The organism is Polaromonas sp. AER18D-145, from assembly GCF_002379095.1.
Lineage (GTDB): Bacteria > Pseudomonadota > Gammaproteobacteria > Burkholderiales > Burkholderiaceae_C > Polaromonas.
The window spans coordinates 1-14,344 of the sequence record NZ_NBZV01000038.1; the positions used below are offsets into that span (position 1 = coordinate 1).

Consider the following 14,344-nt stretch of genomic DNA (forward strand, 5'->3'; position numbering starts at 1 on the left):
GCGCCAGCATGAGGTCGATGATGCGGTGTACCGGCTCAACCACAGACCCCGCAAGTGCCTGGGTTACCTCACCCCGCACGAGGTCTTCTATGGCTTGAAGATGCAGCCGATTACACTGCCTTCTGTTGCGCTTTGTACTTGAATCCGCCTATCAAATAGGCCTGCAGCCCAAGTACAGACTGCACAAGCAGCTACAAATTCAGTAGCATTTCAAGGCCTGCCATACAACCAGGGCAGATCCAGCAGGCGCTCGCCCAGCAGCTTCATCGACGCATCCCGCCCCAGCCGCACCACCCCGCTCGCATGAAAAATCTGCCCATTGCGGATGGCGCGTGCCTGCACCCGGGCATTGCGTTGCCAGCGGTTCAGCGCGTAGCGGCCCAGCAGCGTCGGCACGTCGAAAGCCGGGTCCAGCGCCTGCGCCAACACGCGCCCGAGTTCGGCGGCGTCTTCGATGGCCATGCCCGCGCCTTGGGCCAGGTAGGGGCGCATGGGGTGCGCCGCGTCGCCAAGCAGGGCGACGCGGCCCAGCGCGTGCTGGTACGCACCCTGCATGGGCGGGCGGTCGCACAGCGCCCAGAGCCGCCAGGCGGGAATGGCCCCCACCAGGTCTTGCAGCGGCGCGCAGCTGCCGGCCAGCGCAGCGTGCAGGCCGGCGCCGTCGGTGCCCTGGTCCCAGTTGTCCAGGTCGCCTCCGGCATGACCCTCAACAATGCCGACCACGTTGAGCGACTTGCCGCCGCACACCGGGTACTGCACCACATGCAGCTTCGGTCCCAGCCAGGCCGTGACCTGGTTGGAGCGCAGGGTTTCGGGTAGCTCGGCCTGCGGCAGCAGCGCGCGGTAGGCCACATGGCCGGTGACACGCGGCGGTCCGTCGCCCAGCAGCCACTGGCGCACCGGGCTCCACAAACCGTCGGCGCCGACCAGCACCTCACCCTCCACGGGCGGGTCGTCTCCGCTTTGCACGGTCACGGCTTCCAGGTTCTGCGTGAACCGGTTCAAGGTCCGGTTGAGCTTGAGCGTCACACCGGCCTGCTGCACCGCGTCCAGCAACAGGCCGTGCAGGTCGGCGCGGTGCACCGTGGCGTAGGGCGCGCCGTAGCGCTGCGCCATCACGGAACCGAGCCGCAGCACACCCAGGGTTTCGCCGGTCAGCGCGCTGCGCACTTCCAGGCGTTCAGGAAAAGCCGCCACGCCGGCCAGCGCATCGGCCAGGCCCCAGCCATGCAACACCTTGACGACATTCGGGCCGAGCTGGATGCCGGCACCCACCTCGCTGAACTCCGGGGCGCGCTCGTACAGGCGCACGTCCCAGCCGGCGCGCGACACCGCGAGCGCCGCCGCCAGTCCGCCTATGCCGCCGCCGGCAATCAGGGCCTGCCGGAGCATCACGCCAGCCGCTGCCCGGGCACCTCGGCACGCAGGGGCGAGGCAATCACCGGGAATCTGCCCCCGGCACTCATGCAGCCAGCAGTTGCCGCAGCACAAAAGGCAGGATGCCGCCGTGCCGGTAGTAGTCGACCTCGATCGGCGTGTCGATGCGCAGGATGACTTCGAGTTCCTCGCGCGATCCGTCTTCGCGCGTGACCACCAGCCGGGCCCGGCTTTGCGGCTTGAGCTCGGGATCGGGCAACACGTCAATCACTTCCCGGCCGTTCAGGCGCAGGGTCTGCCACGAATCGCCGGGCAGAAACTGCAGCGGCAACACCCCCATGCCGACCAGGTTGCTGCGGTGGATGCGCTCGAAACTGCGCGCCACCACCGCCTTGATGCCCAGCAGCTGCGTGCCCTTGGCGGCCCAGTCGCGCGAGGAGCCGGTGCCGTACTCCTCGCCCGCAAAAACCACCGTGGGCGTGCCCTGGTCCATGTACTTCATCGCCGCGTCGTAGATGGCCATCTTCTCGCCGTCCGGCTGGAACAGCGTAACGCCGCCCTCCTCGCGCGAGCCGTCGGCGCCGGCCGGAATCATCAGGTTCTTGATGCGCACATTGGCAAAGGTGCCGCGCATCATCACCTCGTGGTTGCCGCGGCGCGCGCCGTAGCTGTTGAAGTCGGCCTTCTGCACCCCGTGCGCCAGCAGCCACTGGCCGGCCGGCGAACTGCCCTTGATGGCGCCGGCCGGCGAGATGTGGTCAGTGGTGATGGAGTCGCCGAACAGCGCCATGATGCGTGCGCCTGTCACCGACACGGCCTCTTTCCGGCCAGCCGCCGCGGGGTCCATGGCGAAGCCCGCAAAAAACGGCGGCTCGGCGATGTAGGTGCTGACGGGCCAGGTGTAGGCGGTTCCGGTCACCCCCTTGATTTTTTCCCACAGCTTGCCGGGCTCGGTCTTGACCTTGGCGTAGTTCTCGCGGAAGGCCTTGCCGTTCATCGCGAACTTCATGAGTTTGTAGATCTCGTCGCTGGTCGGCCAGATGTCGCCGAGGTAGACATCCTTGCCGCCCCTGCCCTTGCCGACCGGCTCGGTCATCAGGTCGCGCATCACCGTGCCGGCAATCGCATAAGCGACCACCAGCGGCGGGCTGGCCAGGAAGTTGGCCTTCAGGTTGGGGTGGATGCGCGCCTCGAAGTTGCGGTTGCCCGACAGCACGGCCGCGCACACCAGGTCGCTCTTGTTGATCGCGTCGTTGATCTCGGGCGTCAGGTCGCCGGCGTTGCCGATGCAGGTCGTGCAGCCGTAACCGGCCAGGGCGAAACCGAGCTTTTCAAGATAGGGCAGCAAGCCGGTGTTGGTCAGGTACTCGGTGACGATGCGCGAGCCCGGCGCCAGCGAGGTCTTGATGTGCGGCTGCACCTTCAGGCCGGCTCCCACCGCCTTTTTGGCGAGCAGGCCGGCCGCCAGCAGGACGCTGGGGTTGGAGGTGTTGGTGCAGCTGGTGATGGCGGCAATCAGCACGTCGCCGTTGCCGATGGTGATGCCCCCGGCCTTGGGCGCGGGCGCGGGCGCCGGCGCGGAAAGGTCAGCGTGGGCGGTCGCCAGCGTGGGACGGTTGGCTTCCATTTCGACCATCATGCGCGGCGCGCCTGCCGGTGTCGGCGGCGCGCCCGGGGAAATGTCGGTCTGGACCGCGCCCGCCTGTTGCAGCAGATGGCGCGTGGCCAGCATGGCGGCCGGCTGGTTGAAACCGTTCTCGGCAATCGGCTTGCTGAACAACGAAGCGAACTGGGTCGCCACCTGGCCCAGTTCGATCCGGTCCTGCGGGCGCTTGGGGCCGGCCAGGCTGGGCGTCACATCGCCGAGGTCGAGCTTGACCACCTGCGAGAAATCGATCTGGCCGGGCAGCGGCACGCCGAACAGGCCCTGCGCGCGGAAGTAGGCCTCGAAGGCTTCGATCTCCGCCTTGGTGCGGCCGGTGCCGGTGAAATACGCGATGGTTTTTTCATCGACCGGGAAAAAGCCCATGGTCGCGCCGTATTCGGGCGCCATGTTGGCAATCGTCGCGCGGTCGGGCAGCGCCAGCGTGCGTGTGCCTTCGCCGAAAAATTCGACAAACTTGCCGACCACCTTTTCCTTGCGCAAGGCCTCGGTCACACGCAGCACCAGGTCGGTGGCGGTGACACCTTCGCGCAGCCGGCCCGTCAGCTCGAAGCCGACCACGTCGGGTGTCAGCATGTAGACCGGCTGGCCCAGCATGGCGGCCTCGGCCTCGATGCCGCCCACACCCCAGCCGACGACACCGATGCCGTTGATCATGGTGGTGTGGCTATCGGTGCCGACCAGCGTGTCGGGGTAATAAACGCCGTCGGCACCTTGGTGCACGCCACGGGCTAAATACTCCAGGTTCACCTGGTGGACAATTCCGAAGCCCGGCGGCACGACGCCGAAGGTGTCAAAGGCCTGCATGCCCCATTTCATGAACTGGTAACGCTCGTTGTTGCGCTGGAACTCCAGCTTCATGTTCAGGTCCAGCGAGTTTTTCTTGCCGTAGTGGTCCACCATGATGGAGTGGTCCACCACCAGGTCCACCGGCACCAGCGGCTCGATCGCCTTCGGGTTCTTGCCGAGCTTGATCGCCACGCTGCGCATGGCCGCCAGGTCGGCCAGCAGCGGCACGCCGGTGAAGTCCTGCAGCACCACGCGCGAGACGACAAAGGGAATTTCCTCGGTGCGGTCGGCATTCGGGAACCAGTTGGCCAGCTGGCGCACATGTTCGGCCGTGACTTTTTTGCCGTCGCAGTTGCGCAGCACCGACTCCAGCACGATGCGCATGGACACCGGCAGGCGCAAGATCTTGGGATACAGTTTGGCCAGCGCGGGCAAGGAGTAAAACCTGCCGGTCTTGCCTGACGCGGTGGTGAAGGTTTTCAGGGTCTTGGCGAACTCGTGGGCCATGGCGAACTCCTTGGTGAGTGGTTTTTCGCTATTGTCGCCCCGCCAGGTTTCACGCAACAACCGCAGGGCTTAGCCGCCGGCCAGACCGTCCGCAGGAAGTTGCCGGTCCGGGTCGGGCAGGTAACGCACCGCCAGCACGCCCACTATCGCCCGCAGGTGGTCCAGCACCGCGTCGCTGACGGGGCTGTCCACATCCACCAGCGTGTAAGCCATGTCGCCGCGCGACTTGTTGACCATGTTGTGGATGTTCAGGCCGGCCTGCGCCATGGCGGTGGAAATCTGCCCCAGCATGTTGGGCACATTGGCGTTGGCAATCGCCACACGGTAGGCCGACTCGCGCGCCATGACCACGGCCGGGAAGTTGACCGCATTGACCACGTTGCCGTGCTCGAGGTAGTCGCGCAGCTGGTCGGCCACCATGATGGCGCAGTTTTCCTCGGCTTCACGGGTGGACGCGCCCAAGTGCGGCAGTGCCACGACCTGGGGGTGGTGGTTGAGCGTTGCGGAGGGGAAGTCGCAGACATAGGCGCACAGCTGCTTCGCGTCGAGCGCGGCCAGCACCGCGGTCTCGCTGACCACCCCCTCGCGCGAGAAATTGAGCAGCACCGCGCCCGGCCGCATGAGCCGGATGTTGTCGGCGTTGACCAGGTCGCGCGTGGCGGCCACCAGCGGCACGTGCAAGGTCACAAAATCCGAATTTTTCAGCACCTCGGCCACGCTGCCCGCCTTTTTGACCTGCGCCGGCAGGCTCCAGGCGGCATCCACCGTGATGTCGGGGTCATAGCCGAGCACCTGCATGCCGAGCTTGATGGCCGCGTCGGCCACCAGGCAGCCGACCTTGCCCAGGCCCACAATGCCCAGCGTGTGGCCAGCCAGCTCGAAGCCGGCGAAGTGTTTCTTGCCCTCTTCGACGGCCTTGTCCATGTCCGCCATGCTGGTGTCCAGGCCGGCGACAAAACGCAGCGCCGGCGCGATGTTGCGCGCTGCCAGCAGCATGCCGGTCAGCACCAGTTCCTTCACCGCATTGGCATTGGCGCCCGGCGCATTGAACACCGGCACGCCGCGCGCACTCATGGCCTGGACCGGGATGTTGTTGGTGCCGGCGCCGGCGCGGGCAATCGCCTGCACACTGTCGGGAAGGGTCATGCCATGCATGTCGGCCGAGCGCACCAGAACGGCATCGGGCCGCACCACGTCCTTGCCCGCGCTGTAGCGTTCTGCCGGCAGGCGTTTCAGGCCATTGGCCGAAATCTGGTTGAGCACCAGAATCCCGAAACGCCTTGCCGGCAGGGCCGCCGCCTCAGCCATGGCTGGCCTCGAACTCCTTCATGTAGGCCACCAGCGCCTGCACGCCTTCGATCGGCATGGCGTTGTAGATCGAGGCACGCATGCCGCCGACCGAGCGGTGGCCCTTGAGCTGCACCATGCCGCGTGCCTGCGCCCCCTTGAGGAAAGCCTCGTCGAGCGACTCGTCCTTGAGTTTGAAGGGCACGTTCATCAGCGAGCGGTCTTCGCGCGCCACCGGGTTGCTGTAGAAAGGGGTGGCATCCAGGTAGTCGTACAGCAGGGCCGCCTTGCGGCGGTTGTGCGCCTCCACGGCGGTCAGGCCGCCCAGCGCCTTGAGGTGCTTGAACACCAGGCCGGCAATGTAAATTGCATAGGTGGGCGGCGTGTTGTACATCGAGTCGTTGTCGGCCTGCTGCTTGTAGTCGAACACGGAAGGCGTGTGGGGAATCGCCTGGCCGATCAGGTCCTCGCGGACAATCACGATGGTCAGACCCGAGGGGCCGATGTTCTTCTGCGCGCCGGCATAAATCAGGCCGTAGCGGCTGACCTCGATGGGACGCGACAGCAGGTTGGACGACATGTCGGCCACCAGCGGCACCTTGCCGGTGTCGGGCGTCCAGTGGTACTCCACACCACCGATCGTTTCGTTCGAGCAGATGTGCACATAGGCCGCCTCGGGGTCCAGCTTCCAGGTGTCGAATTTCGGCACGCTGGTAAAACCTGTGGCCTCGGCGCTGGCGGCGACGTTGACCTTGCAGAAGTTCTTCGCTTCCTTGATGGATTTTTTCATCCACTCGCCGGTGTTGATGAAATCCGCACCGGCATGGCCGCGCAGCAGGTTCATCGGCACGATGGCGTTCTGCGCCAGGCCCCCCCCCTGCAGGAACAGCACCTTGTAGTTGGTCGGGATCGCCAGCAGTTCGCGCAGGTCGACCTCGGCCTGGGCATGGATGGAGATGAACTCCTTGCCGCGGTGGCTCATCTCCATCACCGACATGCCGGAACCGTTCCAGTCCAGCATTTCGGCGGCGGCCTGGCGCAGCACGGTTTCAGGAAGGGTGGCCGGGCCGGCACTGAAGTTCAGGACGCGTGTCATGGAGAGGGCTTTCTAGGAGGGAAGGAAGTCGGTCGGACGACCCGGTCGGATCGCCAGAACGCACAGCATACAAGAAAGTCCCGCGCCAGCCGGGCCCTTCACCAGCCGGGCTGCGCCGCGGCCTTGCGCAGCCCGACCCATTGCAATTCGGCCAGCAGGCCCACGGCCACCGCCTGGATGGCGATAAAGGCCTTGCCCGCCAGCGTGGGCATCACCAGGTCGCCGAGCAGCAGCGCCAGGCAGCCCAGCACCCAGAGCAGGTTGGCGCCTATCAGCAGCCAGACCCCTGCCAGGGACACGAACTGCCGCGTCGCGATGAAGCCGATGCCCGCCACATAGGCGAACATCACCCAGCCCGACACCACCAGCAGGGTCTCGGGCAGGCCGAGCAGGCCGGCCAGGAAACCGGCCAGCAGCAGTTGCAAGCCGCCTGTGGCCGCGCCGGTGGCGGCGTCCAGCCACAACACGCGGCGCAGAAAGTAGGGAGAGGCTGCCAGGGAGGAGAAGGAAGCAACAGCAGACATGAAAACTCCTTGGGTAATAAAGTTGAAAGGGTTGAAACACAAGGGACAGCGGCCTGATCCGGTCGCCGCAGCCGGCTGTCCATCTGCTGCGGTCCTGACGCCATGATTCCCGCCCGGGTGCAGCACGTCTATGACCTCGCAGGTAATGGCCTGCGCGCCGCGCCGGCCTTACGATGGCGCCATGACTGCCAGCCTTCACCCCACTGCCCGGCCTCACCGTTCCACCCCGCTGCCCTTTGGCGAGCACCTGCGCCACTGGCGCCAGCACCGGCGACTGAGCCAGCTGGACCTCGCCAGCGAAGCCGCCATCTCGACCCGGCACCTGAGTTTTGTCGAAACCGGCCGCGCCGTGCCCAGCCGCGAGATGGTGCTGCGCCTGTCCGAGCGCCTGGCCATTCCGCTGCGCGAGCGCAACACGCTGCTGGTGGCGGCCGGGTATGCGCCCATGTACCGCGAACGCCCGCTGGACGACCCGGCGCTCGCCTCGGCCCGGCAGGCGGTGGAGCTGATCCTCAAAAGCCATGAACCCTTCCCGGCGCTGGCGCTGGACCGGCACTGGAACCTGCTCGCCGCCAACGCCGCCCTGCCGCATCTGCTGGCCGGTGCCGACCCCGAGCTGCTGCAGGGCCCCATCAACGTGCTGCGCCTGAGCCTGCACCCGCGCGGCCTGGCCAGCAAGATCGTCAACCTCGCGCAATGGCGCAACCACCTGTTCGAGCGGCTGCGCCAGCAGATCGCCGCCACCGCCGACCCGGTGCTGGCGGAGCTGCTGGCCGAGCTGCAGGCCTACCCCCTGCCCGAAGGCGCCGACGACACCCACCTTGAAGGCGAACACCTGGGCGTGGTCATGCCCTTCCAGTTCCGCACTGCCTACGGCGTGCTGAGTTTCATCAGCACCGTCACGATTTTCGGCACCCCGGTGGACGTGACGCTGCAGGAGCTGATGCTGGAGACTTTTTTTCCGGCCGACGCGCTGACCGGCGAGGTTTTGCGCAAGCTGCTGTCGCCCGCGTGATCGCGCGGCGGCAAGGCTTCGCGCACCATGCAGCCAGGAGACAACCATGAGCGACACCATCCACCACCGAATCTGCCCGCTGTGCGAGGCCTGCTGCGGCCTGGAACTCAAGGTCCGGGACGGCAAGGTCATCAGCATCCGCGGCCATGACAGCGACGTTTTCAGCGCCGGCTACATCTGTCCCAAAGGCGTGGCGCTGAAAGACCTGCACGAAGACCCGGACCGGCTGCGCACGCCGCTGATCAAGCGCAACGGGGAGTTCGTTCCGGCCAGTTGGGACGAGGCCTTTGCCGAAATCGAACGCCGCCTGCCACCGATTCTTGCGCAGCACGGCCGCCAGGCCGGCGCCATCAGCGTGGGCAACCCGTCGGCGCACAAGATCGGCCTGCTGCTTTATTTCTCGCGCCTGGCCAAGGCCCTGGGTTCGCGCAATGTGTTCTCCGCATCCACGCTGGACCAGATGCCCAAGCAGCTCTCCAGCGGGCTGATGTTCGGCCACTGGCTCAGCATTGCCGTGCCCGACATCACGCGCTGTGATTTCCTGCTGGTGCTGGGTGCCAATCCGCTGGCCAGCAACGGCAGCCTGTGGACCGTGCCCGACTTCAAGGGCAAGGCCAAAGCCATGCAGGCGCGCGGCGGCAAGCTGGTGGTGATCGACCCGCGCCGCACCGAAACCGCCGCCATGGCGGACGCCCACCATTTCATCCGGCCCGGCGCCGATGTGTTTTTGCTGCTGGGCCTGGTGCACACACTGTTCGAGGAAAAACGGGTGCGGCTGGGACGTATCGCGCCCCTGGTCAACGGTGTCGATGCGCTTGAAGCGGTGGTACAGGGCTTCAGCGCCGACCTGGTCGCGCCGCGCTGCGGCATCGAAGCCGACACCATTCGCGCCCTGGCGCGCCAACTGGCGAACACGCCACGCGCCGCGGTGTATGGCCGCATCGGCACCTGCACGCAGGAATACGGCACGCTGGCGAGCTGGCTGGTCGATGTGCTCAATGTGCTGACCGGCCATCTCGACGAGCCCGGTGGCGCGATGTTCCCGAAAGCCGCGGCCTTCGCGCACAACACCGCCGGCCAGCCGGGCAGCGGCCGCGGCATCTCGACCGGGCGGCATACCAGCCGGGTCAGCGGCGCACCCGAGGTTTTCGGCGAACTGCCCATGACCTGCCTGGCCGAGGAAATCGAGACACCGGGCCCCGGCCAGGTGCGCGCGCTGATCACCGTGGCCAGCAACCCGGTGCTCTCGTCACCCAACGGCGCGCGGCTGGCGCAGGCACTCGACAGCCTGGACTTCATGGTCAGCCTGGACATCTATGTCAACGAAACCTCGCGCCATGCCGACGTGATCCTGCCCGGGCCGTCGCCGCTGGAGGACATGCATTACGACGTGGCGTTCCCGCAGTTTTCCTGGCGCAACCATGCGCGTTACAGCGCGCCGGTGTTCGCTGCGCCGCAGGGCCAGCCGGCGGAGTGGGAAACCCTGCTCAGGCTGGCGGCCATCATGCAGGGCGAAGGCGCGGGCGCCGATGCCGGCCAACTCGACGACCGCCAGTTTGCCGAGGATGCCAAAAAAAGGTTCGGCGAGCAGGCCGCGGCCGTGATCGAAGCCACGCAAGGCCTGCGCGGCCCGAACCGCCTGCTCGAACTCGCGCTGCGCACCGGCCCCTACGGCGACCAGTTTGGCCGCGAGCCGGGAGGCCTGACCCTGGCCAAGGTGCGGGCGGCACCCGACGGCATTGACCTGGGGGAACTGCAGCCGCGCATGCCCGAGGTGCTGCGCACGCCGTCCGGCAAGATTGAACTGGCGCCGCCCATGCTGCTGCAGGACCTGCAACGCGCCGTGCAGGCCATCACACAGCCGGTGCCGGCCATGGTGATCGTCGGCCGGCGCGACGTGCGCTCCAACAACAGCTGGATGCACAACCTGCCCATCCTCGCCAAGGGACCGATGCGCTGCACGGCGCTGGTCCACCCGGCCGACGCCGAGCGCCTGGGTCTGGCCGACGGCGCGCTGGCCCGCATCAGCAACCAGGGACGCAGCATCGAGGCGCAGGTGCAGGTCAGCGACGAGATGATGCCCGGCGTCGTGAGCCTGCCGCACGGCTGGGGCCATGGCCTGCCCGGCACCCGCATGGCACTGGCCGCAGAACGCCCCGGCGCCAACCTCAACGCGCTGCTCGACGAGGACTGGCGCGATCCGCTCTCGGGCAACGCCGTGCTCAGCGGCGTGCCGGTGGTGCTGGAACCGGCTGGCGCCTGATTCTTGAGAAAAATCAGGCGCCAGCCCTTTCAGGTATTGCACAAGTTGCTATTTAATCAATAGCATCTGCAGACTCCCGGCCGGGACCTGATCGGGTGCCTCCGGGAGTTTTTTCTTTGGCGTTTACAGTTCCACCAGCGTCTTGAAGCCGCCCCAGAACATGCGTTTGCCATCGAAGGGCATGGCCTTGGGGTCCATCATGGCGGCCATGCGCGGATCACTCATCACCCTGGCGTTGACGCTGTCACGCTGCTTGCGGGAGGTGTAGACAATCCATGAGAACACCACGGTCTCGCCGGGCTTGAGCTTGACGCTTTGCGGAAACGAGGTGAGCTTGCCGGGCTTCACATCGTCGGCCACACACTCGATGTATTCGAGCGCACCGTGTTCGCGCCAGATCTTGCCGGCCTTGCGCGCGATGCGGCGGTAGGCATCGAGTTGGTCCGTGGGAACAGGAACCACAAATCCATCCACATAACGGCTCATCTGCAATCTCCCCGGCTGGTTAAACGATCTAAAAAGTGCGGCGGCCTATTCGGCGCCCTGCCCGGTGGCCGCCGGCTGGTCTGCGCTGCCCGAAGGCGCGGGTGCGCATCAGCACCGCGCCCAGTACCGCCGCCGTGGCGGCAAACACCGCGCCGAGCAAAAAGGCCAGCTGGTAACCGCCATTGAGCGCCGCCAGCGGCTGCGCACCGGCGCTCACCAGGTGGCTGGTGCGTGCGGCGGCCGCGCTGGCCAGCACCGCCAGCCCCAGCGCCCCGCCCATCATGAAAGCGGTGTTGACCACGCCCGACGCAATGCCCGACTCGCTGGGCGCCACATCGCTCATGGCGGCCAGCAACACGGGGTTGAAGGCCATGCCTGCACCCAGGCCCAGCAGCAGCATGCCCGGCAACACATCCATCACAAACTGGCCGCCCACCGGAGCGCGCGCAAACAGCGCCAGACCCAGCGCCGCCAGCAGCAGGCCCGCCGCCAATGGCAACCGGATGCCGAAACGCATGACGATGCGGGCCGACAGGCCCAGCGAAAACGCGGCCATGATCAGGTTGGCCGGCAGAAAGCCCAGACCGACCTGCAGCGCGCTGTAGCCCAGCACCAGCTGCATGTAGAGCGCTGAAATGAAGAACCAGGCAAACATGGCGGCCGCCCACAACACGCCGACGATGTTGGCGACGGCCACATTGCGCAGGCGAAACAGGCCCAGGGGCACCAGCGGCGTGGGAACGCGCGATTCGATGGCCAGGAAAATCGCCATCAGCACAGCGGCAGCGGCCAGCAACCCCAGCGTGGGCGCCGAGGTCCAGCCGGCCTCGTTGCCGTTGACGATGGCATACACCGCCAGCATCAGCGCCGTGGTCACGGTGACCGCCCCGCCGACGTCCAGGCGCGCCCCGGCGGCCTGCCCGCGCCCGTCGGGCAGCAGCACCAGGCACAGGGCAAACACCGCCACCCCGATCGGTAGGTTGACGAGAAAGATCCAGTGCCAGTTGAAGGCATCCGTCAGCACGCCACCCAGCAACACGCCTATGCTGCCGCCGCCGGCGCAGACAAAACCGTAGACGCCCATGGCCTTGGCACGCTCTGCCGGTTCGGTAAACAGGTTCATGATCAGCGACAGCGAAATGGCAGAAACCACCGCACCGCCCAGGCCCTGCATCGCCCGCGCCACAATCAGCAACCATTGCGAATTGGCCAGCCCGCAGGCCAATGAAGCCAGCGTGAACAGCACCAGCCCCAGCAGGAACAGACGGCGCTGGCCATACAGGTCGCCCAGCCGCCCGCCCAGCAGCAAAAAGCCGCCGAAGGTCAGCATGTAGGCATTGACCACCCAGACCAGCGAGGTTTCGGTGAAAGCCAGGTCGGTACGTATCGACGGCAGGGCCACGTTCACGATGGTGGTGTCGAGCACGATCATCAGCACACCGAGGCAAAGCACAGTGAGTGCCCACCAGCGTTTGCGGCTATCCATCGCGGCACTCATGCCCACCTCCCGGGACGGCAGGACACGGGCAACGCGGTGACGGGAAAACACAAGTTCGGCAGTTCCATGGTTCTGCTTTCAAGACAAATGGGCCAAAAGCGGGCCGGCACTGGACGCTGCTCTGTTTATTGTGTACGGCGTACACAAAAGCATACCAGAGATCATGAACAGCGTCCACATCACGGCGCCCCGCCCAAGATGATGGCTGGATCTGCACTCGATTGCTCCATTATTGATAGCTAACCTCGACGGCGGGTAAAGGGCGACAAGCACTTTTTTTCATTCATTCGCCAACAACGGCCAGCGCCCGCGCCGGCACAGCTGTCGGCATGCACTGACAGCCAGCGGGGACCGCGACTGATGAGGGCAGGTGCCGCCGGCGCCTAAGGTGGTTGGTGAATCCATCCAGCCCGCTTACCCATTTACCCACTTACGGAGTCCGCATGAGCACCAACACTTCCGACCAACACACCCTGTGGGGCCTGATCAAGGACATCAAATTCGGCATGCTGACGCACCGCCACAGTGACGGCATGCTGCACAGCCACCCGCTGACCACCCAGAACCAGTCCGCCGACGAAGGCTCGCGCCTGTATTTCTTCGTTTCGCGCAACAGTGAAATCGCCCGCCGCCTGCAACAGGACAGGAACGTCAACGTGTCGTACGCCGACCCTGACAAGGACAGCTACGTGTCCCTGTCGGGCCAGGGCGCGGTCGTGGACGACGGCGCCAAAAAGGCAGCCCTCTGGTCGCCGATGGCCAAGGCCTGGTTTCAGGGCCCCACCGATCCGGATCTCGCGCTGCTGGAAGTGAGCATCCGCCACGCCGAATACTGGGATGTGAAGGAAAGCAAGATGGTGCAATTGGCCAAGATGGCCAAAGCTGCGCTGACCGGCGAACCGCCAAAAAACCTGGGCGAGCACAAAGAGCTGACGCTGTCCTGAAGCACCGGTTGCACAACATGCCACTTCTCTGCTTCAACAAGGCGACAGACCCTGCCGCACCCGACGACCTGCGGATCAACCCGGCCGCCGTGCTCTACGTCGAAGCGTCACGGCCGGACCTGATCGGCCAGACCACCATCCACCTGCTGGGTCAGGGCACCAGCGTCAACGCGGTCACACAGTCCCTGGCCACCGTGGTCAGCGCCATCGGCAGCCTGATCGGCGCCACGCGCCACTACCTCGCGCCGCCGCCCGACGACGGGGCCAGCACGGTGTATCTCGCGCCGGCCAACATCAGCCATGTGCGGCCCAACCTGCCCGCCTCGCCGGACTTCTGGTATGTGCGTTTCGTGGATGGTTCGGAGTTGCGGATCGTCGATCCGCTGCCGGCCGGGCTGTAAACGAAAAAGCCCTGCAGCCAGGCTGCAGGGCTTGGGCGCACCGCCGCGGCCGGCGGTGCGTGGTGGTGATGGGGTCAGGCCGTGTGCAACCGGGCCTGCCGGGACTCAGTTGCCCCAGTCGGAATGTTTTTCGCAGATCTTGTTGGTCGACTTGCCCTTGGCGGTTTCGGCGAACTTGGCCAGGCTGCCCTTGAAGTCTTCAGGCGTCTCATTCCACATGCAGGTGCAAAACGCCTGCGCCTTGGATTGGCCCTTCACCGGGCTCTTGTCGTTGCCGCCTTCGTAATTCTTGTTGGAATAGCTGATGCACGCGGCATATTGCTTGTCGCCCGCCGGAGGGGCGTTGTAGTCGTCCACAGCCAGGGCGGCGGTGCCAGCGCACAGCAGCGTGGCCGACACCAGAAATTTGAGACTGTTTTTCATTGTTTAATCCGTTGAGGGCAAAAAGAGTTTTGCGTTTTTATTGTAACTATTGAAACAATTTACAACACTCT

General features: G+C 65.9%; 12 protein-coding genes. 4 read left to right on the plus strand and 8 right to left on the minus strand.

Annotation, left to right across the window (positions count from 1 at the left end; translation table 11 throughout):
* Positions 1 to 210: 210 nt before the first annotated feature.
* From B7G52_RS17055 to B7G52_RS17075, 5 genes are all read right to left on the minus strand, one after another.
* Positions 211 to 1,392 (minus strand): FAD-dependent monooxygenase, encoded by a 1,182-nt coding sequence (locus B7G52_RS17055; RefSeq protein WP_096698743.1) that lies wholly within the window; start codon positions 1,390 to 1,392, stop codon positions 211 to 213.
* A gap of 70 nt (positions 1,393 to 1,462) precedes the next feature.
* Entirely contained in the window at positions 1,463 to 4,336 is a 2,874-nt protein-coding gene (locus B7G52_RS17060) for an aconitate hydratase (protein ID WP_096698780.1), read from the minus strand.
* 69 nt (positions 4,337 to 4,405) lie between these two features.
* Complete coding sequence (locus B7G52_RS17065) at positions 4,406 to 5,644, minus strand: phosphoglycerate dehydrogenase (RefSeq protein ID WP_096698744.1); 1,239 nt, start codon at positions 5,642 to 5,644, stop codon at positions 4,406 to 4,408.
* Entirely contained in the window at positions 5,637 to 6,719 is a 1,083-nt protein-coding gene (gene serC, locus B7G52_RS17070) for a 3-phosphoserine/phosphohydroxythreonine transaminase (protein WP_096698745.1), read from the minus strand. The genes B7G52_RS17065 and serC overlap by 8 nt, the downstream gene beginning before the upstream one ends.
* 98 nt (positions 6,720 to 6,817) lie before the next feature.
* On the minus strand, positions 6,818 to 7,243 hold the full coding sequence (locus B7G52_RS17075) for a hypothetical protein (protein ID WP_096698746.1): 426 nt from the start codon (positions 7,241 to 7,243) through the stop codon (positions 6,818 to 6,820).
* Positions 7,244 to 7,424: 181 nt separating this feature from the next.
* Between B7G52_RS17075 and B7G52_RS17080 the strand changes: the two genes are divergently transcribed.
* Together B7G52_RS17080 and B7G52_RS17085 are read left to right on the plus strand one after the other, a co-directional pair.
* On the plus strand, positions 7,425 to 8,258 hold the full coding sequence (locus tag B7G52_RS17080) for a helix-turn-helix domain-containing protein (protein WP_096698781.1): 834 nt from the start codon (positions 7,425 to 7,427) through the stop codon (positions 8,256 to 8,258).
* 46 nt (positions 8,259 to 8,304) lie between these two features.
* Positions 8,305 to 10,521: a molybdopterin oxidoreductase family protein gene (locus B7G52_RS17085; protein WP_096698747.1), complete on the plus strand. Its 2,217-nt coding sequence runs from the start codon at positions 8,305 to 8,307 to the stop codon at positions 10,519 to 10,521.
* A gap of 123 nt (positions 10,522 to 10,644) precedes the next feature.
* Here the strand turns inward: B7G52_RS17085 and B7G52_RS17090 are convergent, their stop codons facing one another.
* Together B7G52_RS17090 and B7G52_RS17095 are read right to left on the minus strand one after the other, a co-directional pair.
* Positions 10,645 to 11,007 (minus strand): DUF1428 domain-containing protein, encoded by a 363-nt coding sequence (locus B7G52_RS17090; RefSeq protein ID WP_096698748.1) that lies wholly within the window; start codon positions 11,005 to 11,007, stop codon positions 10,645 to 10,647.
* Between the two features lie 28 nt (positions 11,008 to 11,035).
* Positions 11,036 to 12,505, minus strand: a complete 1,470-nt coding sequence (locus B7G52_RS17095; RefSeq protein ID WP_096698749.1) for a DHA2 family efflux MFS transporter permease subunit — start codon at positions 12,503 to 12,505, stop codon at positions 11,036 to 11,038.
* Positions 12,506 to 12,948: 443 nt separating this feature from the next.
* On the opposite strand from B7G52_RS17095, the gene B7G52_RS17100 reads away from it, so the two are divergent.
* Positions 12,949 to 13,449 (plus strand): pyridoxamine 5'-phosphate oxidase family protein, encoded by a 501-nt coding sequence (locus tag B7G52_RS17100; RefSeq protein WP_096698750.1) that lies wholly within the window; start codon positions 12,949 to 12,951, stop codon positions 13,447 to 13,449.
* Positions 13,450 to 13,466: 17 nt separating this feature from the next.
* On the plus strand, positions 13,467 to 13,850 hold the full coding sequence (locus B7G52_RS17105; protein ID WP_141397485.1) for a hypothetical protein: 384 nt from the start codon (positions 13,467 to 13,469) through the stop codon (positions 13,848 to 13,850).
* 105 nt (positions 13,851 to 13,955) lie between these two features.
* Here B7G52_RS17105 and B7G52_RS17110 read toward each other — a convergent pair whose 3' ends face one another.
* On the minus strand, positions 13,956 to 14,273 hold the full coding sequence (locus B7G52_RS17110; protein ID WP_096698752.1) for a hypothetical protein: 318 nt from the start codon (positions 14,271 to 14,273) through the stop codon (positions 13,956 to 13,958).
* Between the last annotated feature and the right edge of the window lie 71 nt (positions 14,274 to 14,344).

Bases quoted from the DNA above. Each gene is read 5' to 3' on its own strand.
- B7G52_RS17095 (WP_096698749.1), bottom strand. From the start codon at position 12,505: ATGAGTGCCGCGATGGATAGCCGCAAACGCTGGTGGGCACTCACTGTG.
- B7G52_RS17100 (WP_096698750.1), top strand. From the start codon at position 12,949: ATGAGCACCAACACTTCCGACCAACACACCCTGTGGGGCCTGATCAAG.
- B7G52_RS17065 (WP_096698744.1), bottom strand. From the start codon at position 5,644: ATGGCTGAGGCGGCGGCCCTGCCGGCAAGGCGTTTCGGGATTCTGGTG.
- B7G52_RS17090 (WP_096698748.1), bottom strand. From the start codon at position 11,007: ATGAGCCGTTATGTGGATGGATTTGTGGTTCCTGTTCCCACGGACCAA.
- B7G52_RS17110 (WP_096698752.1), bottom strand. From the start codon at position 14,273: ATGAAAAACAGTCTCAAATTTCTGGTGTCGGCCACGCTGCTGTGCGCT.
- B7G52_RS17055 (WP_096698743.1), bottom strand. From the start codon at position 1,392: ATGCTCCGGCAGGCCCTGATTGCCGGCGGCGGCATAGGCGGACTGGCG.
- B7G52_RS17075 (WP_096698746.1), bottom strand. From the start codon at position 7,243: ATGTCTGCTGTTGCTTCCTTCTCCTCCCTGGCAGCCTCTCCCTACTTT.
- serC (WP_096698745.1), bottom strand. From the start codon at position 6,719: ATGACACGCGTCCTGAACTTCAGTGCCGGCCCGGCCACCCTTCCTGAA.
- B7G52_RS17085 (WP_096698747.1), top strand. From the start codon at position 8,305: ATGAGCGACACCATCCACCACCGAATCTGCCCGCTGTGCGAGGCCTGC.
- B7G52_RS17105 (WP_141397485.1), top strand. From the start codon at position 13,467: ATGCCACTTCTCTGCTTCAACAAGGCGACAGACCCTGCCGCACCCGAC.
- B7G52_RS17060 (WP_096698780.1), bottom strand. From the start codon at position 4,336: ATGGCCCACGAGTTCGCCAAGACCCTGAAAACCTTCACCACCGCGTCA.
- B7G52_RS17080 (WP_096698781.1), top strand. From the start codon at position 7,425: ATGACTGCCAGCCTTCACCCCACTGCCCGGCCTCACCGTTCCACCCCG.